Annotated in this window: 22 protein-coding genes; 12 read left to right on the top strand and 10 right to left on the bottom strand. The window is 60.5% G+C overall.

Translation table 11 applies throughout. The features are described 5' to 3' along the window. The first annotated feature begins 72 nt into the window (after positions 1-72). The 4 genes from FBY04_RS07490 to FBY04_RS07475 all read left to right on the top strand — a co-directional run bounded on the left by FBY04_RS07490 (position 73) and on the right by FBY04_RS07475 (position 4,899). Positions 73-2,826, top strand: a complete 2,754-nt coding sequence (locus FBY04_RS07490; protein WP_145314884.1) for a response regulator — start codon at positions 73-75, stop codon at positions 2,824-2,826. Between the two features lie 164 nt (positions 2,827-2,990). After that, positions 2,991-3,983 carry a 2-hydroxyacid dehydrogenase gene (locus FBY04_RS07485; RefSeq protein ID WP_084322017.1) on the top strand — a complete coding sequence of 331 codons (993 nt, stop codon included), beginning with the start codon at positions 2,991-2,993 and terminating at the stop codon, positions 3,981-3,983. Between the two features lie 77 nt (positions 3,984-4,060). Beyond that, positions 4,061-4,495 (top strand): hypothetical protein, encoded by a 435-nt coding sequence (locus FBY04_RS07480; protein ID WP_084321985.1) that lies wholly within the window; start codon positions 4,061-4,063, stop codon positions 4,493-4,495. After that, on the top strand, positions 4,495-4,899 hold the full coding sequence (locus tag FBY04_RS07475; protein WP_084321984.1) for an META domain-containing protein: 405 nt from the start codon (positions 4,495-4,497) through the stop codon (positions 4,897-4,899). The genes FBY04_RS07480 and FBY04_RS07475 overlap by 1 nt, the downstream gene beginning before the upstream one ends. A 120-nt stretch (positions 4,900-5,019) precedes the next feature. On the opposite strand, the gene FBY04_RS07470 is transcribed toward FBY04_RS07475, so the two are convergent. Continuing rightward, positions 5,020-5,487 (bottom strand): TlpA disulfide reductase family protein, encoded by a 468-nt coding sequence (locus FBY04_RS07470; RefSeq protein ID WP_084321983.1) that lies wholly within the window; start codon positions 5,485-5,487, stop codon positions 5,020-5,022. 114 nt (positions 5,488-5,601) lie between these two features. Between FBY04_RS07470 and arsC the strand changes: the two genes are divergently transcribed. The 3 genes from arsC to FBY04_RS07455 are packed head-to-tail and all read left to right on the top strand — an operon-like array spanning position 5,602 to position 6,975. Continuing rightward, positions 5,602-5,955, top strand: coding sequence for an arsenate reductase (glutaredoxin) (gene arsC / locus FBY04_RS07465; protein ID WP_145314883.1), 354 nt, complete (start codon positions 5,602-5,604; stop codon positions 5,953-5,955). Beyond that, on the top strand, positions 5,952-6,548 hold the full coding sequence (wrbA, locus tag FBY04_RS07460) for an NAD(P)H:quinone oxidoreductase (protein WP_008011647.1): 597 nt from the start codon (positions 5,952-5,954) through the stop codon (positions 6,546-6,548). Before arsC ends, wrbA begins: the two co-directional genes overlap by 4 nt. Before the next feature lies 1 nt (position 6,549). Continuing rightward, positions 6,550-6,975 carry a DUF2069 domain-containing protein gene (locus FBY04_RS07455; protein WP_084321981.1) on the top strand — a complete coding sequence of 142 codons (426 nt, stop codon included), beginning with the start codon at positions 6,550-6,552 and terminating at the stop codon, positions 6,973-6,975. Positions 6,976-7,082: 107 nt separating this feature from the next. Here FBY04_RS07455 and FBY04_RS07450 read toward each other — a convergent pair whose 3' ends face one another. Both FBY04_RS07450 and ttcA read right to left on the bottom strand, forming a co-directional pair. Continuing rightward, complete coding sequence (locus tag FBY04_RS07450; RefSeq protein WP_145314882.1) at positions 7,083-7,757, bottom strand: DNA-3-methyladenine glycosylase I; 675 nt, start codon at positions 7,755-7,757, stop codon at positions 7,083-7,085. A 134-nt stretch (positions 7,758-7,891) separates the two neighbouring features. Continuing rightward, on the bottom strand, positions 7,892-8,716 hold the full coding sequence (gene ttcA / locus FBY04_RS07445; RefSeq protein ID WP_084321979.1) for a tRNA 2-thiocytidine(32) synthetase TtcA: 825 nt from the start codon (positions 8,714-8,716) through the stop codon (positions 7,892-7,894). Positions 8,717-9,156: 440 nt separating this feature from the next. On the opposite strand from ttcA, the gene FBY04_RS07435 reads away from it, so the two are divergent. Both FBY04_RS07435 and FBY04_RS07430 read left to right on the top strand, forming a co-directional pair. Next, complete coding sequence (locus tag FBY04_RS07435; RefSeq protein ID WP_017340184.1) at positions 9,157-9,759, top strand: Yip1 family protein; 603 nt, start codon at positions 9,157-9,159, stop codon at positions 9,757-9,759. A gap of 160 nt (positions 9,760-9,919) precedes the next feature. Next, positions 9,920-10,414 carry a SprT family zinc-dependent metalloprotease gene (locus tag FBY04_RS07430; protein ID WP_084321977.1) on the top strand — a complete coding sequence of 165 codons (495 nt, stop codon included), beginning with the start codon at positions 9,920-9,922 and terminating at the stop codon, positions 10,412-10,414. Between the two features lie 126 nt (positions 10,415-10,540). On the opposite strand, the gene FBY04_RS07425 is transcribed toward FBY04_RS07430, so the two are convergent. Both FBY04_RS07425 and FBY04_RS07420 read right to left on the bottom strand, forming a co-directional pair. Next, entirely contained in the window at positions 10,541-11,722 is a 1,182-nt protein-coding gene (locus tag FBY04_RS07425; RefSeq protein ID WP_084321976.1) for a CaiB/BaiF CoA-transferase family protein, read from the bottom strand. 145 nt (positions 11,723-11,867) lie between these two features. After that, positions 11,868-13,202 (bottom strand): dicarboxylate/amino acid:cation symporter, encoded by a 1,335-nt coding sequence (locus FBY04_RS07420; protein WP_084321975.1) that lies wholly within the window; start codon positions 13,200-13,202, stop codon positions 11,868-11,870. Between the two features lie 336 nt (positions 13,203-13,538). Here FBY04_RS07420 and FBY04_RS07415 point away from each other — a divergent pair, with 336 nt between their 5' ends. Next, on the top strand, positions 13,539-14,537 hold the full coding sequence (locus FBY04_RS07415) for an AraC family transcriptional regulator (RefSeq protein WP_145314880.1): 999 nt from the start codon (positions 13,539-13,541) through the stop codon (positions 14,535-14,537). A gap of 118 nt (positions 14,538-14,655) precedes the next feature. On the opposite strand, the gene FBY04_RS07410 is transcribed toward FBY04_RS07415, so the two are convergent. The 3 genes from FBY04_RS07410 to FBY04_RS07400 form a co-directional block, all read right to left on the bottom strand. Beyond that, positions 14,656-16,002, bottom strand: a complete 1,347-nt coding sequence (locus FBY04_RS07410; protein ID WP_084321973.1) for an ATP-binding protein — start codon at positions 16,000-16,002, stop codon at positions 14,656-14,658. Further along, on the bottom strand, positions 15,999-16,676 hold the full coding sequence (locus tag FBY04_RS07405) for a response regulator (protein ID WP_084321972.1): 678 nt from the start codon (positions 16,674-16,676) through the stop codon (positions 15,999-16,001). The genes FBY04_RS07410 and FBY04_RS07405 overlap by 4 nt, the downstream gene beginning before the upstream one ends. Before the next feature lie 129 nt (positions 16,677-16,805). Next, complete coding sequence (locus FBY04_RS07400) at positions 16,806-17,408, bottom strand: hypothetical protein (protein ID WP_084321971.1); 603 nt, start codon at positions 17,406-17,408, stop codon at positions 16,806-16,808. Positions 17,409-17,554: 146 nt separating this feature from the next. On the opposite strand from FBY04_RS07400, the gene FBY04_RS07395 reads away from it, so the two are divergent. Both FBY04_RS07395 and FBY04_RS07390 read left to right on the top strand, forming a co-directional pair. Continuing rightward, positions 17,555-18,346: a dienelactone hydrolase family protein gene (locus FBY04_RS07395; RefSeq protein WP_084321970.1), complete on the top strand. Its 792-nt coding sequence runs from the start codon at positions 17,555-17,557 to the stop codon at positions 18,344-18,346. Positions 18,347-18,524: 178 nt separating this feature from the next. Next, positions 18,525-19,250, top strand: a complete 726-nt coding sequence (locus FBY04_RS07390; RefSeq protein ID WP_218571652.1) for a 4'-phosphopantetheinyl transferase — start codon at positions 18,525-18,527, stop codon at positions 19,248-19,250. Positions 19,251-19,363: 113 nt separating this feature from the next. Here FBY04_RS07390 and FBY04_RS07385 read toward each other — a convergent pair whose 3' ends face one another. Together FBY04_RS07385 and FBY04_RS07380 are read right to left on the bottom strand one after the other, a co-directional pair. Continuing rightward, entirely contained in the window at positions 19,364-20,974 is a 1,611-nt protein-coding gene (locus tag FBY04_RS07385) for an ATP-binding protein (protein WP_084321968.1), read from the bottom strand. Further along, a complete protein-coding gene (locus FBY04_RS07380) occupies positions 20,971-21,693 on the bottom strand; it encodes a response regulator (protein WP_084321967.1) in 723 nt (240 codons plus the stop codon). The genes FBY04_RS07385 and FBY04_RS07380 overlap by 4 nt, the downstream gene beginning before the upstream one ends. Between the last annotated feature and the right edge of the window lie 686 nt (positions 21,694-22,379).

The raw sequence follows: 22,379 nt of genomic DNA, 5'->3' as shown, positions 1-22,379 counted from the left end.
CGCTACACTGCGCAAGTGGCGCGTGCCGGATGTACGCGCAGGTTCCTAAATGGCTGGATGCAGGAGAGATGCGTGCTCAAGAAACTGGGAATTAAAGGCCGCGTGCTGTTGCTGACCTTGCTTCCTACCAGCCTGATGGCTCTGGTACTGGGCGGCTATTTCACCTGGATGCAGCAATCCGACCTGCAGACCCAACTCATGCAGCGCGGCGAAATGATCGCCGAACAGCTCGCGCCTCTCGTGGCCCCGGCCATGGGTCACAAGGACACCGAACTGCTGGAACGCATCGCCACCCAGTCCCTGGAAACCGCCGACGTGCGCGCGGTGACCTTCCTCGCCCCGGATCGCTCGCTGCTCGCCCATGCCGGCCCGACCATGCTCAATCAGGCGCCTTTGGGCAATGGCTCGCAGATGCTGCGCCGCAGTGGCAACGATGCGACGCGTTACCTGCTGCCAGTGTTCGGCAAGCACCGCAATCTGGCCGGCGACCTGATTCCCGATGAAGCCGACCGCCTGCTGGGCTGGGTCGAACTCGAACTGTCCCACAACGGCATGCTGCTGCGCGGTTATCGCAGCCTGTTCGCCAGCCTTTTGTTGATCGGCGCAGGCCTCGCCGGTGCAGCGCTGCTGGCGTTGCGCATGGGCCGGACGATCAACCGGCCGCTGAGCCAGATCAAGCAAGCGGTGGCGCAACTCAAGGACGGTCATCTGGAAACCCGCTTGCCGCCCCTCGGCAGTCAGGAGCTGGATGAGCTCGCGTCCGGCATCAACCGCATGGCCGGCACCCTGCAAAATGCCCAGGAAGAATTGCAGCACAGCATCGACCAGGCCACCGAAGACGTGCGCCAGAATCTGGAAACCATCGAAATCCAGAACATCGAACTGGACCTGGCGCGTAAAGAGGCCTTGGAAGCGAGCCGGATCAAATCCGAGTTCCTGGCCAACATGAGCCATGAAATCCGCACGCCGCTCAACGGCATTCTCGGTTTCACCCACCTGCTGCAAAAAAGCGAGCTGACCCCGCGCCAGCTCGATTACCTGGGCACCATCGAGAAATCCGCCGACAGCCTGCTGGGGATCATCAACGAGATCCTCGACTTCTCGAAAATCGAGGCCGGCAAACTGGTGCTCGACCACATTCCGTTCAACCTGCGCGATTTGCTCCAGGACACCCTGACCATCCTCGCTCCCGCCGCCCACGCCAAACAGCTGGAGTTGGTGAGCCTGGTCTATCGCGACACGCCGCTGTCGCTGGTCGGCGATCCGCTGCGACTCAAGCAGATCCTCACCAACCTGGTGAGCAACGCGATCAAGTTCACCCGCGAAGGCACCATCGTCGCCCGCGCCATGCTCGAAGAGGAGCATGAAGACAGCGTGCAGCTGCGAATCAGCATTCAGGACACCGGCATCGGTCTGTCGAACGAGGACGTGCGGGCGCTGTTCCAGGCCTTCAGCCAGGCCGACAACTCGCTGTCCCGGCAACCCGGCGGCACCGGTTTGGGATTGGTGATTTCCAAGCGTTTGATCGAACAGATGGGCGGCGAGATCGGCGTCGACAGCACGCCGGGCGAAGGCTCGGAATTCTGGGTCAGCCTGAGCCTGCCCAAAACTCGCGACGACGCTGAAGACCTGCCCGGTCCGCCGCTGCTCGGGCGTCGCGTCGCCGTGCTGGAGAACCACGAACTGGCCCGTCAGGCGTTGCAGCATCAACTGGAAGACTGCGGCCTGGAAGTGACGCCGTTCAACACCCTGGAAAGCCTGACCAATGGCGTGACCGGCGCGCACCAGACCGAACAGGCCATCGATCTCGCCGTGCTCGGCATCACCAGCAACGACATGCCGCCGGAACGCCTGAACCAGCACATCTGGGACCTCGAACACCTCGGCTGCAAAGTGCTGGTGCTGTGCCCGACCACCGAGCAGACGCTGTTTCACCTTTCGGTACCCAACCCGCACAGTCAGCTTCAAGCCAAACCGGCCTGCACCCGCAAGCTGCGCCGGGCCTTGTCCGATCTGGTCAATCCGCGCCAGCAACGCAGCGATCCCGGCGAACCGGTGTCCAGCCGTGCGCCGAAGGTGCTGTGTGTGGACGACAACCCGGCCAATCTGTTGCTGGTGCAAACGCTGCTTGAAGACCTGGGCGCCAAGGTGCTCGCGGTGGAAAGCGGTTACGCCGCGGTCAAGGCGGTGCAGACCGAGACCTTCGACCTGGTGCTGATGGACGTGCAGATGCCCGGCATGGACGGGCGCCAGAGCACCGAAACCATTCGCCAGTGGGAAAGCGAACGCCATTGCACCCCTCTGCCGATCGTGGCCCTCACCGCCCATGCCATGGCCAACGAAAAACGCGCGCTGCTGCAAAGCGGCATGGACGATTACCTGACCAAGCCGATCAGTGAACGGCAACTGGCGCAGGTGGTGTTGAAGTGGACCGGCCTGGCGCTGCGCAATCAAGGGCCGGATCGTTCCAGCGACAGCCATGGTGGCAGCCACGAGTTGCAGGTGCTGGACCACGAAGAAGGGTTGCGCCTGGCTGCCGGCAAGGCGGATCTGGCGGCGGACATGCTGGCGATGTTGCTGGCATCCCTGGAAGCCGACCGCGAAGCGATCCGCGTGGCCCGGGAGACCAACGACCACAATGCCCTGATCGAACGGGTGCACCGCCTGCATGGCGCAACCCGTTATTGCGGCGTGCCGCAACTGCGCGCGGCCTGCCAGCGCAGTGAAACCCTGCTCAAGCAACAGGACCCGAAAGCACCCGGCGCACTGGAAGACCTCGACCGCGCGATCAATCGCCTGGCGGCCCATGCCCGTATAAATGCTTGATGCAGCGCAGTGGCGTTGATCACTATCAGCGCTAGGCTCACCGCAATCCTGTAGGAGCCGGCTTGCTGGCGATAGCGGTGTGTCAGTTGGCATTTATGCTGCCTGATACACCGCTATCGCCAGCAAGCCGGCTCCTACAGAAAGATCGGGACATGGAGGACAAGATGCGCACAATTCTTTTCAGCAGCCAGACCTACGACCGCGACAGTTTTCTCGGCGCCGACCTCCCCGCCGGTATCGAGCTGCACTTTCAATCGGCGCGACTGAGCCTGGACACGGCAGCGCTGGCGGAACATCACGACGTCGTCTGCGCCTTCATCAATGATGACCTCAGTGCCCCGGTGCTCGAACGCCTGGCCGCCGGCGGCACACGCCTGATCGCCCTGCGTTCGGCCGGTTACAACCATGTCGATCTCGCGGCGGCGAAGCGGCTGGGGTTGTCGATCGTTCGGGTTCCGGCCTACTCGCCCCATGCCGTGGCCGAGCATGCGGTGGCGTTGATCCTGGCGCTCAACCGGCGTCTGCATCGCGCCTACAACCGCACCCGCGAAGGGGATTTCAGCCTGCATGGGCTGACCGGATTTGACCTGGTGGGCAAGACGGTCGGTGTGGTCGGCACCGGACAGATCGGCGCGACTTTCGCGAAAATCATGAACGGTTTCGGCTGTCGGCTACTGGCTTACGACCCTTACCCCAATCCGCAGGTCGAAGCGCTCGGCGCTCGTTATCTGAGCTTGCCGCAGCTGCTGGCCGAGTCGCAGATCATCAGCCTGCATTGCCCGCTCAACGAACAGAGCAAACACCTGATCAACCGCGAATCACTGGCCCACATGCAACCCGGCGCCATGTTGATCAACACCGGGCGTGGTGGTCTGGTGGACACGCCGGCACTGATCGACGCGTTGAAGGATGGCCAACTGGGTTATCTGGGGCTGGACGTGTATGAGGAGGAAGCGCAGCTGTTCTTCGAGGACCGATCCGATTTGCCGTTGCAGGACGATGTGCTGGCACGCCTGCTGACCTTCCCGAACGTGATCGTCACCGCGCACCAGGCCTTCCTGACCCATGAAGCTTTGGGCGCCATTGCCGCGACAACGTTGCAGAACATTGCAGCCTGGGCGGCGGGCACTCTGCAAAATCAGGTCGATGCCGGCTGAACCGGATCGAAGGTCACTTCCCTGCGCGGTACGGCGTCGATGTCCGTGCTAGCATGCCGCGCATATTTGGAGGACCCATGGTCGAACACGATTTCCGCTATAGCCTGATGAACCCGCAACACACCCTCACCGAATGCCGCGCCCTCGTGCCGGGGCGTTATCAAGTCACCGGCAACGGCGGCTCGATTCGTAACAATGACGTGCTGGTCGTGACCCTCAAAGGCGCCAAGGACTTGTCCATGCGCCTGACCGTCGAAACGGTTCGCCACCTGATCAACCCGCCCGGCCAATGGGTCGCGGTGGCCAGCGGCCCGGTGTTCGGCGAACTGGCGATCCACACCTGGCAAGTCAATTGCGACAGCTGCGCCAAAGAGCTCAGCTTCGAGTTCGCGGTCGATGCCAAACTGGGCAACAAGGCCGAAAAGCCTGCCGCTACTGCGCGAATTGCGGAGTTGGGCTGGAAGTCCGTCGGCGAGAAACACCTGTGCCCGAAATGCCAGGAGCCCGCGTGATGAAACGCCTTGCTCTGACCGCGATGGTCGGCGCCAGCCTGCTGGGCTGCGCCGCCGAGCCGGTGAAATTGCAGCAGAACCGCAGCTACATTCTGGAATGGATCGGCGAACGTCCGCTGATGGATTACAGCCACCTGACCGTCACCCTCGGTGAAGACGGTCGCGCCTACGGCAATGGCGGCTGCAACCACTGGTTCGCGCCGTACACGCTCGACGGCAACAAGCTGAGCTTCGGCAAGGTCGGCAGTACACGCAAGCTGTGCGCGCCGGCGTTGATGGAACAGGAAAAGCGTTTCCTCCAGGCCCTGGAAAACGTACAGCGCTGGGATGTTTCGCCGATCGACCAGATGCGCTTCTGGCCAGCAGAAGGCAAACCGCTACGCTGGTGGCTTGAAGAGGGTTAACACTTTGTAGGAGCCGGCTTGCTGGCGATAGCGGTGTGTCAGTTGGCATTTATGCTGCCTGATACACCGCTATCGCCAGCAAGCCGGCTCCTACAAGGGATCGCAGTTCGTCAGATGGAATCAGTTAGTCGCCTGCAACGCCTCAAGTTTCGCCATCACCCCCGCCGCCGTCTGCTCGCCCATCAACTGTTCCCGCACCTTGCCTTTGTTATCGATGATGTACGTCACCGGCAACGCTTCGCTGCGCGGCAATTCAAACAGCTCTGCCGGATCCGACGCCAATACGGTGAACTTGATCCCCAGTTTCTCACTGGCACTTTTCAGCTCTTCACCCTGCACATTGTCGAAGTTGACCCCGAACACGCCGATCTTCCTGTCCTTCAACTGATCGGCCAGCCTGTTCAATTCCGGGATCTCCGTCCGGCAAGGGCCGCACCACTCGGCCCAGTAATTGAGCACAAGCCATTGTTTGTCCAGACGTTCGGCGGCGACTTTATGGCCATTCTGATCGATGCCGTAGTCGTTGCCGCAGCCCCCCAGCATCAGCGTCCCGAAGATCGCCAGTGCCGCTGCCAGTCGCCTTGTCATGTCGTGATCCTTGTTCAAAATTGAATGCGCCTGCGACCCATCGCCTCCCAAGGTTCTGGATTACGCGCTGCACAGTTAGAATAGCCGCCACCTTACGCAAGATGCGACCCGCACATGACCGATCTGACGCTTTATCACAACCCGCGCTGCTCGAAATCCCGCGGTGCGCTCGAACTGCTCGAAGCCCGTGGCCTGACGCCGACCGTGGTGCGCTACCTCGAGACCCCGCTGGACGCCGCGCAACTGCAGGGCCTGCTGAAAAAGCTCGGCCTCAGCGCACGGCAACTGCTGCGCACCGGTGAGGACGAGTACAAAACCCTCAACCTCGCCGACGCCAGCCTGAGCGAGGCGCAATTGATCGCCGCCATCGCCGCGCACCCGAATCTCATGGAGCGGCCGATTCTCGAAGTTGGCGACAAAGCCATCATCGGCCGTCCGCCGGAGAACGTGCTGGAGTTGCTGCCGTGAGCGCGCCGTACATTCTGGTTCTGTATTACAGCCGCAGCGGCTCGACCAATGAAATGGCCCGGCAGATTGCCCGCGGTGTCGAGCAGTCCGGGATGGAAGCGCGCCTGCGCACCGTGCCGGCGATCTCCACCGAGTGCGAAGCCGTGTCGCCGGACATTCCGGACGAAGGCGCGCTGTACGCCAGCCTCGACGACTTGAAGAACTGCGCGGGCCTGGCCCTCGGCAGCCCGACGCGCTTCGGCAACATGGCGGCGCCGCTCAAGTACTTCCTCGACGGCACCAGCAACCTGTGGCTGACCGGCGCCCTCGTCGGCAAACCGGCCGGGGTGTTCACCTCCACCGCGAGCCTGCATGGCGGCCAGGAAACCACGCTGTTGTCGATGATGCTGCCGTTGCTGCACCACGGCATGCTGATTACCGGTCTGCCGTACAGCGAATCCGCGCTGCTGGAAACCCGTGGCGGCGGCACGCCGTACGGCGCCAGTCATCACGCCGGGGCCGATGGCAAAAGCGGTTTGAATGAACATGAAGTGGCGCTGTGCCGGGCCTTGGGTCTGCGCTTGGCGAAGACCGCACAAAAGTTGGTGAGCTGAGATGGCGAAAAAGCCGAAGATCCTGCCTTCCATTGAATGGCTCGAACCACGGGTTCGGGCGATGCGCGTCATCAGTCTGCTGTGCTACTTCGGCCTGGTGGGATTGCTCTGCGTTTATTACCTGGTGATCGCCGACCTGCACGGCGCGCGGCCGTGGGTGATTTTGCTGATCGAGCTGGTGCCGCTGCTGTTGCTGGCGCCGGGGATGATCATCGGCAGTGCGCGCGGGCATTCGTGGATGTGCTTTGTGGTGAATCTGTATTTCATCAAGGGCGCACTGGCGGCGTACGACCCCAACCGGCAGCTGTTTGGTTTGCTGGAGATGGGCGCGAGCCTGGCGGTGTTTTGTTCGGCGCTGTTGTATGTGCGGTGGCGGTTTCAGTTGAATCGCAAACTGGCTGGCGAGGGCGAAATCTCAGCCGCCTGACCGGACGCCATCGCGAGCAAGCCCGCGCCCACATTAGACCGAATTCCTTCAGTTGGAATGCGCTCAAATGTGGGAGCGGGCTTGCTCGCGATGGGGGCGACTCGATTTTAATGATTGGCGGTGTACGCCAGCATCATCGAGATCTGGCTCATCGGCCGTCCGCCGCTTTCCTCATACCACTGATTGAACACACCCTGCACCGTCGCCAGGTCCCGCAGACTGGTCGGCACCTTGTCGACGACTTTCTGCGCATTCAACGCCGCCACCACGTCATAACTCGGCACAAACGTGTCCTTGCCGACCATGCGCAGGAATCGCGGTGCCGACAGCCCGCCCAGTTGATGCCCGCGTTTTTTCAGGTACGTCCACAACCCGACGATATCCGTCACAGGCCAATCAGCGATCAACTCACCAAAGCTGCCTTTCTCATGCGCCACGTCCAGCACGAACTGCGCATTGCGCGGCACGCTCTTGAGCTTGCCCAGGTGGCGGATAATTCGCGCGTCCTGCATCAGGCGCTCCAGGTGTTCGGCGCTCATCAACACGACTTTTTCCGGGTCGAACTTGAAGAATACTTCTTCGAAGGCCGGCCACTTGGCGTCCACCAGGCTGTGCTTGAGGCCGGCGCGGAATACACGCAGCGCCATGGTCGAGAGGTAGCGGTCGTCGCTGATCTTGCGCAATTGCGCCGCGGTTTTGGGAACGGGCAGATGGGCTTCCAGTTCAGCTGCTGAACCGAAGCGGTTCAGACAGTATTCGTGCAGCCACTTGTAATCGCGCATGCCCTCTCCTATTGAATGAAACAAAAACCAATGTGGGAGCGGGCTTGCTCGCGAAAGCGGTGTGTCATTCAGCACCTATGTCGACTGACACTACGCATTCGCGGGCATGCCCGCTCCCACATTTTTAACGGTGTTTACAGGTTTACAACGTTAACGAAGCGCGAAGCCGCCGTCTCGTCGATCTTGAGGCTGGTGAAGTCGAACAGATTGCGATCCGCCAGTTGCGACGGTTGCACATTCTGCAAGCTGCGGAAAATGCTTTCGGTACGGCCCGGCGTCTTGCGCTCCCAGTCCTGAAGCATCTCCTTGACCACCTGACGCTGCAGGTTTTCCTGAGAACCGCAGAGGTTGCACGGGATGATCGGGAACTGCTTGAAGTCCGAGTAGGCCTGGATGTCTTTTTCGTTGCAGTAGGCCAGTGGGCGGATCACCACATTGCGGCCGTCGTCGGCACGCAGCTTCGGTGGCATGGCCTTGAGCGAGCCGTTGAAAAACATATTGAGGAAGAACGTCTCGACGATGTCGTCGCGGTGATGACCGAGGGCCATTTTGGTCGCGCCGATTTCATCAGCGAAGGTATAGAGCGTGCCACGACGCAGGCGCGAGCACAGCGAGCAGGTGGTCTTGCCTTCCGGAATAAGCTCCTTGACCACCGAGTAAGTGTCTTTCTCGACGATGTGGTATTCGATACCCAGGGTCTTGAGGTACGCCGGCAGCACGTCTTCAGGGAAACCCGGCTGCTTCTGGTCCATGTTCACGGCCACGATCTCGAACTTGATCGGGGCAACTTTCTGCAAATGCATCAGCACGTCGAGCATGGTGTAGCTGTCCTTGCCACCGGACAGGCAGACCATGACCTTGTCGCCGTCTTCAATCATGTTGAAATCGGCAACAGCCTCACCGGCCTGACGGCGAAGGCGCTTTTGCAGTTTGTTCTGGTTGACCGTGAGAGTGCCCATGACGCGAAATCCGTGAGGTGTGACGAAAGGCCGGCATTTTACGCAAAAACCCTACGCTGGCGAAGACCTGGGAACTGCACTTTATCTGAGTGAAGGATACCCCTGTGGCGAGGGGGCTTGTCGGAGAGACGCATCGTCCCGTTCGGCTGCGAAGCAGTCGCAAAACTGCTCCCAAGTTCTGCCAGTTGGCTGAATTGGGGAGCGCTTCGCACTCCAATGGGGGCAAGCCCCCTCGCCACAGGGTTTGTGCAAGTCCCAGTAGCGATTAACAGATGTGTTTACAGCGCGATTTGCTCTAACGGCCCCGCACTATTGCAAGTAACTCCTTTCTATACTGCGACATAAGGTCGCATACATATCCAGACCTTTACTTACTTGGCCACATTGGCCTGTATGCGCTCCACTGGGGGGCGACGGTAAAAACAAGAGGAGTGACTGGCATGATCCATCACGTAGTGGGGCTCTTCACCCACCCCGACCAGGAATGGAAAGAAATCCGTGGCGACCAGGAGGAAAGCATCAGCCACATGTACCTGACCCACACGTTGATTCTGGCGGCGATCCCCGCCGTGTCGGCGTTTATCGGCACCACACAGGTCGGCTGGGTCATCGGCAATCGAGCGCCGGTGATGTTGACGACAGAAAGTGCGCTATGGATGACGATCATGTCGTACCTGGCGATGCTCGGCGGCGTTGCAGTGATGGGCGCGTTCATCCACTGGATGGCTCGCACCTATGACGCCAACCCGAGCCTGGCCCGTTGTGTTGCATTTGCGACCTATACCGCGACCCCGCTGTTCATTGGCGGCCTCGCGGCGCTGTACCCACACATGTGGCTGGGGATGATCGTCGGGACGGCGGCCATCTGCTACACGGTGTATCTACTGTATGTGGGGCTACCCACTTTCATGAACATTCCATCAGACGAGGGATTCCTGTTTTCAAGTTCGGTGCTCGCCGTAGGGCTGGTGGTGCTGGTGGCCATTATGGCGTTCACGGTGATTGTCTGGGGACTCGGCGTGGGGCCGGTCTATACGAATTAGCAACACACCACCCAAAAACAAGATCTGCCAACACAGGCCGCCGCAAGGCGGCCTTCTACTCTCTAGTACAAAGCAGAGGGGTAACGACCACTCGGCACCTGAGCGATTCGCAAGCCACCAAGGTTGCGGCATACTCGACGTCTCTGGAGATCCATCAAGCATGCCCGAGCAACTCAATACCCGCGTCGAAGACTGTTACCAGCAAGCCGAATCCTTTTTCAAACGAACTTTCAAACGCCCCGTGGTGAGCCTCAAGCTGCGCGGGCAAAAAGCCGGTGTCGCGCATCTGCACGAGAACCTGCTGCGCTTCAATCCGCAGTTGTACCGGGAAAACACCGAAGACTTCCTCAAACAGACCGTGGCCCATGAAGTGGCGCACCTGATCGCTCATCAGCTGTTTGGCGATCGCATTCAGCCCCACGGCGAAGAGTGGCAATTGATCATGCGCGGCGTGTATGAATTGCCCCCCAATCGTTGCCACACCTATGACGTCAAGCGTCGCAGCGTGACCCGCTATATCTACAGGTGCCCGTGCGCCGACAGCGATTTCCCGTTTTCGGCACAACGGCACAGCCTGGTGCGGCAGGGACGGCGGTATTTGTGTCGCAGATGCCGGAGCACTTTGGTGTTCAGTGGGGAAATGCGGGTCGAGTAGTGAGATTTGTGGTGTTTGGGCCGACCTCTTCGCGAGCAAGCCCGCTCCCACAGTCAATCGCATTTCCCTAAAAGTACTCGATCGAATGTGGGAGCGGGCTTGCTCGCGATAAGGCCCGGACAGGCACTAGAGAACCACTTTGGCACGCCGCAACCCGGCAATCCGCTCAGCACCAAACCCCAATTCCCCCAACACCTGATCCGTATGCTGTCCCAGCGCCGCACCAATATGCCGAGGCTTGGGCAACCCGTCCGAGAACTTCAATGGACACGCCATCTGCGCCTGGCTCGTCCCGTCCCCCCGCGGCACGTCGGTCACCACTTCCCGAGCCTTTAACTGCGGATGCTGAATCGCCTCGCCCAAACTCAGCACCGGTTCCACGCAGGCATCCAGTTCGGAAAACAGCGCACACAACTCGGCAAAATCGTGTTTCTCGAATTCAATCTTCAGCGCATCCTTGAGCTTCTTTTGCTGGGCAGGTTGCGGCGACAAGCCCAGTGCCGCCAGCTCCTCAAGCCCCAACGCCGTGCACAGTTGTTTCATGAAGGCCGGCTCCAGGCTGCCCACCGATAACCAGCGGCCATCCCGCGAACGGTAATAATCGTAAAAGCTGCCGCCATTGAGCATCTGATCTTCCCTGCCAGGCTCCTCGCCGCAGGCCAGATAACCCGCACCGGCCATGGCGTTCAGGCTGAACGCGCAGTCGGTCATGCTCACATCCAGATGCTGCCCCAACCCGGTCTGCTGCCGGGCGATCACCGCTGCCAGCAGGCCTATCACCCCGTGCAACGAGCCACCGGCGACATCCGCCACTTGCATGCCCAAGGGCAACGGCCCGCTCTCGGTACGGCCGGTGTAGCTCGCCAGCCCCGCCAGTGCCAGGTAATTGATGTCGTGGCCGGCGCGGTCCTTGTAGGGGCCGGTCTGGCCGTAACCGGTGATCGACACGTAGATCAGCTTCGGGTTGATCGCCTTCAACGCTTCATAACCCAGGCCCAGGCGCTCCATTACGCCGGGGCGGAACTGTTCCAGGACAATGTCGTGGTCCTGCAGCAACTGCTTGATGATCTCCAGCGCCTCGGGCTGCTTGAGGTCCAGCGCGAGGCTGCGCTTGTTGCGATTGAGGTAGGCATGGCTGGCCGACACGCCCTGATCATGGGGCGGCAGCACCCGCAGCAGGTCCATGCGGGTCGGCGATTCGATGCGCAACACCTCGGCGCCCATGTCGGCCAGTAACAGCGAGGCAAACGGCCCCGGCAGCAGCGTCGAGAAATCCAGAACCTTGAGTGATGCCAGTGGGCCGAGCATGAGCGATCTCCGTGAACGATGCTTCCAGCCTAGGCAGGCAACACGATTGCAGCAATCACCTGATGTGTCAGCAACTGTGACCGTTACGCTCAAATCGCCGGCATGAAAAAACCCGCCGAAGCGGGTTTTTTCATGACAACGCGTGTTACTTGACGTTGCTTGGGGTTGGGCCTTCGGCCACACCCAGGTCATCTACTTCACGTTCGTCGGAGATACCGCGACCGCCGGAAGCCAGCTCGACTTGCAGCTTGTCTTCGTCCAGCTCTTTCACCCACTTGGCCACGACCAGGGTCGCAACGGCATTACCAACGAGGTTGGTCAGCGCACGGGCTTCGGACATGAAGCGGTCGATACCGAGGATCAGCGCCAGGCCGGCAACCGGCAGGTGGCCAACGGCGGACAGGGTGGCGGCCAGCACGATGAAGCCGCTGCCGGTTACGCCCGCAGCACCTTTGGAGGACAGCAACAGCACCAGCAACAGGGTGATCTGGTGGGTGATGTCCATTTGGGTGTCGGTCGCCTGAGCGATGAACACAGCGGCCATGGTCAGGTAGATCGAAGTACCGTCGAGGTTGAACGAATAACCCGTAGGAATCACCAGACCCACAACGGATTTCTGTGCACCCAGGCGTTCCATCTTGATCAGCATGCGAGGCAAAGCCGATTCTGAAGACGAAGTACCCAGCACGATCAGCAGTTCTTCACGGATGTAGCGAATCAATTTGATCACGCTGAAGCCGTGTGCGCGGCAGATGCCACCCAGTACGACGAGCACGAACAGGATGCAGGTGATGTAGAAGCAGATCATCAGTTGACCAAGCTGTACCAGCGAGCCAACACCGTAGGCACCAATGGTGAAGGCCATGGCACCGAAGGCACCGACCGGCGCGAGCTTCATGATCATGTTGATGATGTTGAACATCACGTGAGCGAAGCGATCGATAAAGTCCAGGACCGGCTTGCCGTACGCACCCAGGCGATGCAGGGCGAAACCGAAGATCACCGAGAACATCAGAACTTGCAGGATATCGCCGTTGGCGAAAGCGCCGACGATGGTGTTCGGGATCACATTGAGGATAAAGGCGACGATGCTCTGGTCTTTACCGGCCGAGATGAAGCCAGCGATTTTGCTGGTGTCCAGAGTCGTTACGTCGATGTGCATGCCGGCGCCCGGTTGCACGACGTTGACCACGACCAGACCGATCAGCAAGGCGATAGTGGAAACGATTTCGAAGTACAACAGCGCATAACCGCCGGTCTTGCCGACCGATTTCATGTTCTGCATGCCGGCGATACCGCTGACGACCGTACAGAAGATGATTGGCGCGATGACCATTTTGATCAGTTTGATGAACCCGTCACCCAGCGGCTTGAGGGCCACACCGGTCTGCGGGTAGAAGTGACCAAGCAGGATGCCGATGGCGATGGCAACGATCACCTGGAAATACAGGGATTTGTACAGTGGCTGACGAGTCGTCATTGCAAAGTTCCTCAAGAGTGTCCCGCGACAACATCCATCTGTTGTCAACGAGCCCTCATTTGCGAACCCTCCTGCACTGGAGGGATTTGTTTTGTCGAGCTGCGCAACGGCAGGCATCTGCTCGTTGTATCGCAAGTGGCGTGCCACCTTCGCCAAAACACCCGCAAGCCTTTGACATCAGGGGTTACAGGATCAACGCGTTATGGATTCGTAAAACAACGGTGGCGGATTTCCGCCCATCCGCCAAACCTCGTCCTGCAATTTGGCGGATATCCGCCTTGTTCATCCTCTGGCAGCGCGGCTACCATCCGTCGTTCACTGAGGGACCTGCCTGTTATGCGCGAACGCACCATCGCCAGTCATTTCGCCCGTGCCGCCCTCGGTGGCGCGCGCCGCCTCGGTCATGACTGTTCAGAACTGTTGCAACAACTCGGCATCAGCCCTGAGCTGCTGGATGAGCCGCGTGCGCGAATCGCGCCTGAACAGTTCACCCGATTGATCCAGGGATTGTGGCTGGCACTCGACGACGAGTACCTCGGCTTCGGGCCGGTCCCGAGTAAAACCGGCAGCTTCGCGATGATGTGCCACGCAGTGATTCACTGCCGCAATCTCGATAAGGCACTGCATCGCGGCTTACTGTTCTACAGCCTCTTCCCCGGCGGCCCGCGTTTGACCCTGACCCGCGAAGACGAAATGATCCGCCTGAGCCTGGACGACTCGAAGTTTCAGGATCCGGACCACTTCCTCACCGAGAGCCAGCTGATGGTCTGGCATCGCCTCGGCAGCTGGCTGATCGGCCAGCGCATCCGGCTGGAGCAGGCGACGTTCAGCTATCCGCGTCCCGCGCACGGCGCCGAATACGATTTGTTGTTCCCCTGCCCGATGGCGTTTTCGGCGCCGCAAAGCAGCCTGCTGTTTCACAGCCGCTACCTGAACATGCCGTTGTTGCAGGATGAACGCACCCTCAAGCATTTCCTCGAACGCTCACCCGCCGACCTGTTGTCGCGCCCGGACGACGGCGACAGCCTGAGCAGCCAGTTACGCCGCTTGCTCAGCCGCGACAGTGCGCGCTGGCCGGACCTGGAAACAGTGGCTGCGCACCTGCACATCAGCCCGCAGACGTTGCGTCGGCATCTGCGTGAAGAGGGCTCGAGTTTTCAGGAGTTGAAGGATCAGTTGCGTCGGGACATCGCGATTTATCACTTGGGGCGTGCGGATCTGTCGTTGCAACAGATTGCCGAGCAACTGGGGTTTTCCGAGCCTTCGGCGTTTCATCGGGCGTTCAAGAAGTGGACCGGGCTTACACCGGGGGCTTATCGCGCGCAGGAGAACTGAACCTGCAGGAGCCGGCTTGCTGGCGATGGCGATGGCGGTGGGACAGTCGACATATTTATCGTCTGACAGGACGCTATCGCCAGCAAGCCGGCTCCTGCAGGTCGCGGTGTTTCGGCTATCACACCACCGGGAAATGAATCCGGAACACCGCGCCGCCCATGGGTGAATCCCCCAAGGTCAATTTGGCGTTGTAGCTCTCGATGATGTCCTTGACCACCGCCAACCCGATCCCCTGCCCCGGATGCTGACGGTCCAGCCGTTCGCCACGCTGCAGAATCCGCGCACGTTGATCCGGCGGCACACCCGGGCCGTCGTCCTCGACGCACAACTCGATCCCGCTCAAGGTTTCGCGCACGCTGATGCGCACTTCGCCGAGGCACAGGCGATAGGCGTTTTCCAGCAGGTTGCCGAGCATTTCCAGCAAGGCGCCCTGCTCGATCGGCACATAACACTGTTCCGGCAGATCGAAAACCACCCGCACCCGCTTGTCGCGGTAGACCTTGTCCAGCGTATCGCAGAGGCTTTGCAGCACCGGCCGCAGCCGCACCTGATGGCGTACCAGACCGCTTTTGCGCAGGCTGGCGCGCTGCAATTGATAGCTGATCTGCTGGCTCATGCGCTCGATCTGGGTTTGCAGCACCCAGGCCTGATCACGATCCTCCGGGCGCTGCGCCATGTCCTCGCTGACCCCTTGCAACACGGTCAACGGGGTTTTCAGGCTGTGAGCCAGGTCGTCGAGGGAGTCGCGATAACGGCTGCGTTGTTCACGCTCACTGTGCAGCAAGCGGTTGAGGGAGCCGGTCAGGCGCAGCAGTTCTCGCGGGTGCTGTTCGCTGAGGCTTTCGCGGGTGCCGCTTTCGATTTCGTCGAGTTCCTGGCTGAGCCGACGCAACGCCTGCAAACCCCAGGTCAGGCCGATCCACAGCAACGCGAGCAGCACCAGCAGCGCAGCGCCGAAGCCGAGGTAAAGGTTTTCCCGCAGACCTTCGAGGGTCACTTCGTATTCGCGCACCGGTTGCAGCGCGACAATGCTGAACGCGGCGCTTTTACCGCCGAGCAGTTTGACTTCAACGTCATAGACGAAGAATTCCTGACCGTTGGCTTCGCTGATCCTCGCGAACTCATTACCACGCCCGTCGTAACGCGGTTTGTAATTGATGTTCTCTTCGCGGGTGCCTTTCGAGCGCCACACCAGATGGCCTTCGCGGTCATAGATGTAGCCGAGCAAACGGCTATCGGTGAGGTTGAAGCGCTCATCGGGCAACTGCGCCGGCATCTGCAGGTGGTTGCCCTCGACCCGGGCGGCGGAGATCAGCGTGGTGACGTCCGACGCCAGGCGTTGCTCGATGGAATCCTGCAACGCGAGGCTGAACGCGCCTTGCATCGCCGGCAACAACGCCAGCATGAACAACACCGCCAACAGGGTGGCGGCGAGCATCAATCGGACACGAAGAGAACGAATCAAGTGCAGCGCTCATTGAACAGATAGCCGAGGCCACGCACGGTGTCGATCGGCTTGAACCCGGCCGGCCCTTCGAGTTTGCGGCGCAAACGGCCGACCAGCACTTCGATCACGTTCGGATCGCGCTCGTCGTCGTCCGGGTAGAGCTGCTCCATCAAGCGGTCCTTGGCCACCACTTGCTGGTGATGGCGCATCAGGTACTCGAGAATCCGGTACTCATATGCGGTCAGCGCCAGCGGCTGTTCGTCGAGGGACGCCTGTTTGCGATTGAGGTCGAGCAGCAGCGGACCGGCGACGATGGTCGACTGGGTGAAACCGCTGGAGCGACGCAGCAAGGCATTCAGGCGCGCATCCAGCTCTTCGAACTGGAACGGCTTGACCACGTAATCGTCGGCACCGGCGGCGAGGCCTTCGACTTTGTCCTGCCAGTTGCCGCGCGCGGTGAGGATCAGGATCGGGAAGGTCTTGCCTCGTGAACGCAATTGGCGGATCAAATCGAGCCCGCCCATGCCTGGTAACCCGAGGTCGATCACCGCCAGGTCATGGTTGAACTGCTCGGTCTGGTACAGCGCCTCTTCGGCGTTGGCCACGGACTCGACCACGTGGCCACTGTCCGTCAGGCGGGTGTGCAGGTGATGGCGCAACAGCGCTTCATCTTCGACGACCAGCAGTTTCATGACGCTCTCCTACGCAAATCGATATCTCCAGCAACACAGTTTCGCACCTCTATGCCTGACAAGGCGCAGAACCTGTGGGATCGCCGCACCGCCGCTCCCACAGGTTTTTCGCACATGCCCGCGACCTGTTTAGAAAGCGTAGTTGGCGGACAGGTATGTCTGGGCGCTGCTGGTCAGGTCCAGCGAACCCTGTTTGCTGCCGCCGCGCTCGCTCATCTCGGTGCTGGCATTGCTGCGCAGGTAACGGTAACCCAGTTCAACCGAGGTGTTTTGCGAAACCTGCTGCAACACACCCAACTGGCCGCCGACGGCGTAACCAATGTCGCTGTCGCGGCTGAAACCTGGGGAGTCCTGGGTCAGTTTGGTCAGACCGGCCGTGGCGCCGCCAAACAGTTTAGTGCTGCCGCCCACCGGATAGAACAGATCGTAGCTGCCCAGCAGGTTTTCCTGGCGCAGTTTAATGCCATTGTGCGAGCCCGACACGTTGTCGTAAGTCGCGTAGTAGCGGCCCTGGCTGTTTTGCTGGCCCAGACGCAATCCCCAGGTGTTGTCCTTGTCGATCACGCCGTCGGCGTTCGGGTTGTTGAGGTTGGTGTTCAGGGCGTTGGACTTTTTGACCTTGTCGCTGGTCTGTCCAAAAGTAAGGCTGGCAAAGTTATCGTCCGCCGCGTGGGCGGCTACGCTTGCACCCATGACGGTGAAAGCCAGAAGCAGTTTCTTGAAGGTAGTCATTGGGGAATTTCCTCATGAGCCATGTGCTTTTCGGGTATGGCGCAAGGTTACTCACCTGCCCCTGAACTCCCCCTGAACGCACTCTGAACCTGAGCTGAACCGAATCGCACCGGCTGTTTTAACGACTTTTTGCAGGAGATCCGACCATGCGCGTATTCCTCGCTTCGCTGTTGCTGGCCTTGAGTGGGCTCAGTCAGGCTGCCATCAAGACTCAGGAAATTCCTTATCAGAGCCCCGACGGTACGACGCTGATCGGTTACTACGCCTACGACGACGCGATCAAAGGCCCACGCCCGGGCGTGGTGGTGGTGCATGAGTGGTGGGGGCTCAACGACTACACCAAGCGTCGCGCCCGTGACCTCGCCGGTCTGGGTTACAGCGCGCTGGCCATCGACATGTACGGCGACGGCAAGAACACCGAGCATCCCAAGGACGCCATGGCCTTCATGCAGGCCGCGTTGAAAGACAGCGCTGCGTCCAGTGCCCGCTTCCAGGCGGGGCTCGATCTGTTGAAGAAACAGGCGCAAACCGACCCGGACAAGGTGGCGGCCATCGGTTATTGCTTTGGCGGCGCGGTGGTACTGAACGCGGCGCGCCAGGGCGTACCGCTGGCGGGCGTCGTGAGTTTCCACGGGGCGCTGGCGACAAAAGCACCTGCGACGCCGGGCAGCGTGAAGGCGAAAATCCTGGTCGAGCACGGTGCGCTGGACAGCATGGTCACGGCGGAAAACGTGGCGGCGTTCAAGGCCGAGATGGACAAGGCCGGGGCCGATTATCAGTTCGTCAGCCTTGAGGGCGCCAAGCACGGGTTCAGCAATCCGGACGCGGATCGCCTGGGCCATGGCGATCATGGCGGTCCGGATATCGGTTACAACAAGGCAGCGGATGAAAAGTCGTGGGCGGACATGCAGGCCTTCTTCAAGAAGATTTTTAGCTGAACAGGTAGACCGCGGCGAAGTCTTTCGCGGGCAAGCCTTGCTCCTACAGGTTTTGTGTCGTTCAGCCATTTCGTGATCGACATAAAACCTGTAGGAGCAAGGCTTGCCCGCGAAGAACGATAACGCGGTCTAACGTCAGGGCTACCCAGCCCGAAGGCAACCCGGCAAAATGCCCGACATGAATGCCCTCCCCGCCCTGCCCGTTTGCTGCACCCCGCTCGATGCCCATTGGCCGCTGCCGTTTGTGCTGCCCGATACGGTGCTGCTGAGCACGCAATTCGATACCTCGCAACTGGCCATCGATGATTTCCAGCGCAGCGCCATCGAGCCCCCCGCGACTATTCAGCGCTCCGTCGCCAAGCGTCAGGCAGAATTCCTGGCCGGGCGGATTTGCGCGCGGGCCGCACTGCAACAGCTGCAAGGGCTGAATGTGGTCCCGGCCATCGGCGAAGACCGAGCGCCGGTCTGGCCTGCGCACATCAGCGGCTCGATCACCCACACCACCGGCCGGGCGGCAGCGATTGTCGCGCAGAAAACCCACTGGCGCGGCTTGGGCATGGACCTGGAAAACCTGCTCAACCCCGAACGGGCGGAACGCCTGGCCGGGGAAATACTTACGCCAGCGGAATTGCAGCGCATGGCCGCCGGGCCTCTCGATCAACTGGCGATGCTGGTGACGCTGACGTTTTCGGTGAAAGAGAGTTTGTTCAAGGCGCTCTACCCAATCGTTCAGCAGCGGTTTTATTTTGAACATGCCGAAGTGCTGGAGTGGAGCGAGGGGGGTGAGGTGCGGTTGCGGTTGCTGACCGACCTGTCCAGTGAGTGGCGAAATGGCACAGAGCTGGATGCGCAGTTCGGGATGATGGATGGGCAGTTGTTGAGTCTGGTCAGTATCAAGGCCTGAAGGTATTCGGCGTTTTTCAGAGCGCCATCGCCAGCAAGCCGGCTCCTACAGGTCCGAGCGAATCTGTAGGAGCCGGCTTGCTGGCGATGGCGGCGGAACATTCACCGCAAGACTCAACGCTTCTCCTGATTCCTCGGCCAACTCAAGCTAAAGCAAGCCCCGCCCAGACTCTTGCTCTTGCTGATCAACGCCCGCCCGTCATGCCAATGGATGATCCGCCGCACGATCGACAAACCCAACCCATGCCCGCCCGACGCGCGGGTCCTGCTGTCATCCAGTCGCAGGAACGGTGTAAATATTTTCTCCCACGCCGATTCGGGAACGCCCGGCCCGTCGTCCTCTATATCGACCCGACACCGCTGCTGCCCCACCTGATAACTCACGGTCACCCGCGACTGAGCATGGCGCATGGCATTGCTTACCAGGTTCTGAATCGCCCGGTGCAAATAGCGAGGCTCGGCTTCGACCCAGGCGTCGTCACAATCGGCCGCCGACAGGCACAACCCGCGCTGCACCGTGACATCGGCGCGCAGTGGCGCCAACTCTTCGATCACTTGATTGACCAGCGCATCCAGATCGATTCGCTGGAAATTCAGCGCCGGCGAACCCTGTTCCAACCGCGCGTAGGTCAGCATCTCGTCCACCAGCCGGTCGAGATCCTCGATGTCGTGATCCATGCCTTCGCAATATTTCTCCAAGGCCTGAGGCGTAGTGGCCGAGCCGATCATCTCCAGGCCAAACCGCAGGCGCGCCACCGGCGTGCGCAATTCGTGTGACACAGCGCGCACCAGCTCCCGCTGAACCGCCAGCAACTGTTGCAGGTGCTCGGCCATGCCGTTGAACGCCGACGCCAGGCGCCCGACCGAGTCTGCGCCACGTGCCGGCACGCGGGTTTCCAGGCTGCCTTTGGCGATGCGCGTGGCGGCCGCTTCGAGGCCACGCAAACGGCGCTCCAATTGACGCACCAGCAAATAGACGATCAAACCGATCAAGCTCAAACCGAGTGCCGCGATCAGCACCAGCCATTCTGGCGGGTAAGGATTCATCTGGTACAGCGGACCGATTTCCAGCACCCACGGCGTGCCGACCATGCCGGCAAACACCCGGATCGAATCGCCCTCCTTGCCCAGCGCCATCACCGTGTCGCCTTCGGCCACACGGCGGCTCTGGTCTTCATCCATGTCGGCCTCACCGACCGTGACCAGCCGCAGATCGAAACCGAAACCCTTCTCTTCCTTTATCTGCGCCAGGCGCTTGGGCTGCTCGGCCACCGGCACCCGTACCAGCTCATCGGCAAGCAGATAAATCGTCGCCCTGGCCAGTTGTTCGCTGATCTGCTGCACCTCGCCGGTGAGCACCAACTGTTCCCGGTCGCTGACCAGTCGATACACCTTCGCCGCATGGGGGCCGGTCTGTTCCACCAGCGCCTGGCCGCGCAGTACGCGGGTGCGCTGGGTCATATCGAGGTCAGTCTGGGCGAAGGTTTTCAGCGCCAGGGGAATACCCAGCAGCCGTTCCCACACCAGCAAGGCGCGGTGACGCTGGGTTTCGTTCATGGGTTGCAGGTTGTCGGCCATCAGCGAGAACGTGCCGTGGGCCAGGCGCTCGCGGTACTGCTCGCTGCGCACCTGGTTGAGCATGTGCAGGGCCAGCACGCCGAGCACGGCCACCAGAATCAGCGCCGCGCACATGCCTCCATAGATGCGCAGGAAGATCGAATTCACAGCGAGGGATCTACGCAGGCTTCAGGCACGAACAGATAACCTTTGCTGCGAATGGTCTTGATCAGACGCGGATGGTCCGGGTCGTCGCCGATCTTCGGCCGGATGCGCGAGATGCGCACGTCGATGGAACGGTCCTGGCCGTCATAACCGATGCCGCGCAGGGCGGTGAAAATCTCTTCGCGAGACAGGATGCGTCCGGCGTTGGCCACCAGCAACCACAGCAGATCGAACTCGGCGCTGGTCAATTCGATGCCGTTGTCATGCAGCCAGGCTTCACGCAGCGCGTTATCGACCACCAGCGGGCCGAATTGCAGACGCCGTTGTTTTTCCGGGACCGGCTCAGGTGTTTCACTGCGGCGCAGCAACGCCTGGATGCGCGCCAGCAGCAAGCGCGGGCGCACTGGTTTGCACACGTAGTCGTCGGCGCCCAGGTCGAGACCGAGAATCTGATCGGTGTCGTCGGTACGGGCGGTGAGCATCAGGATCGGGCCATCGAACTTGTCGCGGACCTTGCGGCAAATGCTCAGGCCATCTTCGCCCGGCAGCATCAGGTCGAGGATCACCAGGTCCGGTTTCTCCTTGATGATGCGGGCTGCGGCCAGGGCGCCATTACCCTCGATCGACACGCGCAGGCCGTTGGCTTCCAGGTAATCGCGGGTCAGTTCGGCCAGACGCTGGTCGTCTTCCACAATCAATACCTGCCAGGCTTCTTGCTCCACGGTGACCTCTGCTTGCCAACAACACTTATAAAGGAAGGATCCGCCCGTCTTTTTGTAATGATTGGGGAGGATAAGAATGCGTATGTACCGGCCGATTGTATAAACGTCACTCGTGCAGAACACAAGTCGGCAAATGCGTTCGGACACACCGTTTTTTTGTGATAGGGTTCGCGCCCTTAAAAATCCGAATGACTGTTTTCAGTCGCTGGAAATCAGTGAAAAACGGTCCGCTCCAGCTAGGTCGCGGCCTACACGCCGGTTCCCTCTTTCACACACAATTTACGCACAGGTTTATCCACAGGTAGTACGTTGCAACACCCTCCAAAACGCATTATCTTGTACCCCGGCGCCAAAAAAACCCTACATGTAGGGTTTTATGCCAAAAACCAAACACAAATCGGACACCGATTTCAAGCGCTTTTATTGCCTCTGTCCGGTTGAACCAAACGTATTTTCGAAAGACCAAACCGCGCGTGCGGATGGCTACTGTTTTTGAGCCGAAAACGGCGTTAACGGTACGGGTGTTGCAGTCAATTACTGTCACCCAAAAGGATTCCGGTTTCAGGCTCAAGGCTTGGGACCAAAGACTTCGGCATGGAAGCGGCGCCCCAATAGCCCCCTTCCTGATCTGTCCCGAAGTTGGTATGCCCGGCCCCGCCGGTTGTAGTGCTTCAGGACAGAACGGT

The sequence above is a fragment of the Pseudomonas sp. SJZ080 genome, from assembly GCF_007828295.1.
Taxonomy (GTDB): domain Bacteria; phylum Pseudomonadota; class Gammaproteobacteria; order Pseudomonadales; family Pseudomonadaceae; genus Aquipseudomonas; species Aquipseudomonas migulae_A.
The sequence above is the reverse complement of the archived record's forward strand: the minus strand, read 5'-3'. Positions and strand labels throughout refer to the sequence as shown.

What these genes read in the sequence shown, in the direction of transcription:
- FBY04_RS07390 (WP_218571652.1), top strand. Translation starts at nt 18,525, where the DNA reads ATGAATGCCCTCCCCGCCCTGCCCGTTTGCTGCACCCCGCTCGATGCC.
- FBY04_RS07475 (WP_084321984.1), top strand. Translation starts at nt 4,495, where the DNA reads ATGAAACGCCTTGCTCTGACCGCGATGGTCGGCGCCAGCCTGCTGGGC.
- FBY04_RS07485 (WP_084322017.1), top strand. Translation starts at nt 2,991, where the DNA reads ATGCGCACAATTCTTTTCAGCAGCCAGACCTACGACCGCGACAGTTTT.
- FBY04_RS07470 (WP_084321983.1), bottom strand. Translation starts at nt 5,487, where the DNA reads ATGACAAGGCGACTGGCAGCGGCACTGGCGATCTTCGGGACGCTGATG.
- FBY04_RS07430 (WP_084321977.1), top strand. Translation starts at nt 9,920, where the DNA reads ATGCCCGAGCAACTCAATACCCGCGTCGAAGACTGTTACCAGCAAGCC.
- FBY04_RS07450 (WP_145314882.1), bottom strand. Translation starts at nt 7,757, where the DNA reads ATGCGCGATTACAAGTGGCTGCACGAATACTGTCTGAACCGCTTCGGT.
- FBY04_RS07480 (WP_084321985.1), top strand. Translation starts at nt 4,061, where the DNA reads ATGGTCGAACACGATTTCCGCTATAGCCTGATGAACCCGCAACACACC.
- ttcA (WP_084321979.1), bottom strand. Translation starts at nt 8,716, where the DNA reads ATGGGCACTCTCACGGTCAACCAGAACAAACTGCAAAAGCGCCTTCGC.
- arsC (WP_145314883.1), top strand. Translation starts at nt 5,602, where the DNA reads ATGACCGATCTGACGCTTTATCACAACCCGCGCTGCTCGAAATCCCGC.
- FBY04_RS07415 (WP_145314880.1), top strand. Translation starts at nt 13,539, where the DNA reads ATGCGCGAACGCACCATCGCCAGTCATTTCGCCCGTGCCGCCCTCGGT.
- FBY04_RS07455 (WP_084321981.1), top strand. Translation starts at nt 6,550, where the DNA reads ATGGCGAAAAAGCCGAAGATCCTGCCTTCCATTGAATGGCTCGAACCA.
- FBY04_RS07425 (WP_084321976.1), bottom strand. Translation starts at nt 11,722, where the DNA reads ATGCTCGGCCCACTGGCATCACTCAAGGTTCTGGATTTCTCGACGCTG.
- FBY04_RS07400 (WP_084321971.1), bottom strand. Translation starts at nt 17,408, where the DNA reads ATGACTACCTTCAAGAAACTGCTTCTGGCTTTCACCGTCATGGGTGCA.
- FBY04_RS07435 (WP_017340184.1), top strand. Translation starts at nt 9,157, where the DNA reads ATGATCCATCACGTAGTGGGGCTCTTCACCCACCCCGACCAGGAATGG.
- FBY04_RS07395 (WP_084321970.1), top strand. Translation starts at nt 17,555, where the DNA reads ATGCGCGTATTCCTCGCTTCGCTGTTGCTGGCCTTGAGTGGGCTCAGT.
- FBY04_RS07405 (WP_084321972.1), bottom strand. Translation starts at nt 16,676, where the DNA reads ATGAAACTGCTGGTCGTCGAAGATGAAGCGCTGTTGCGCCATCACCTG.
- FBY04_RS07420 (WP_084321975.1), bottom strand. Translation starts at nt 13,202, where the DNA reads ATGACGACTCGTCAGCCACTGTACAAATCCCTGTATTTCCAGGTGATC.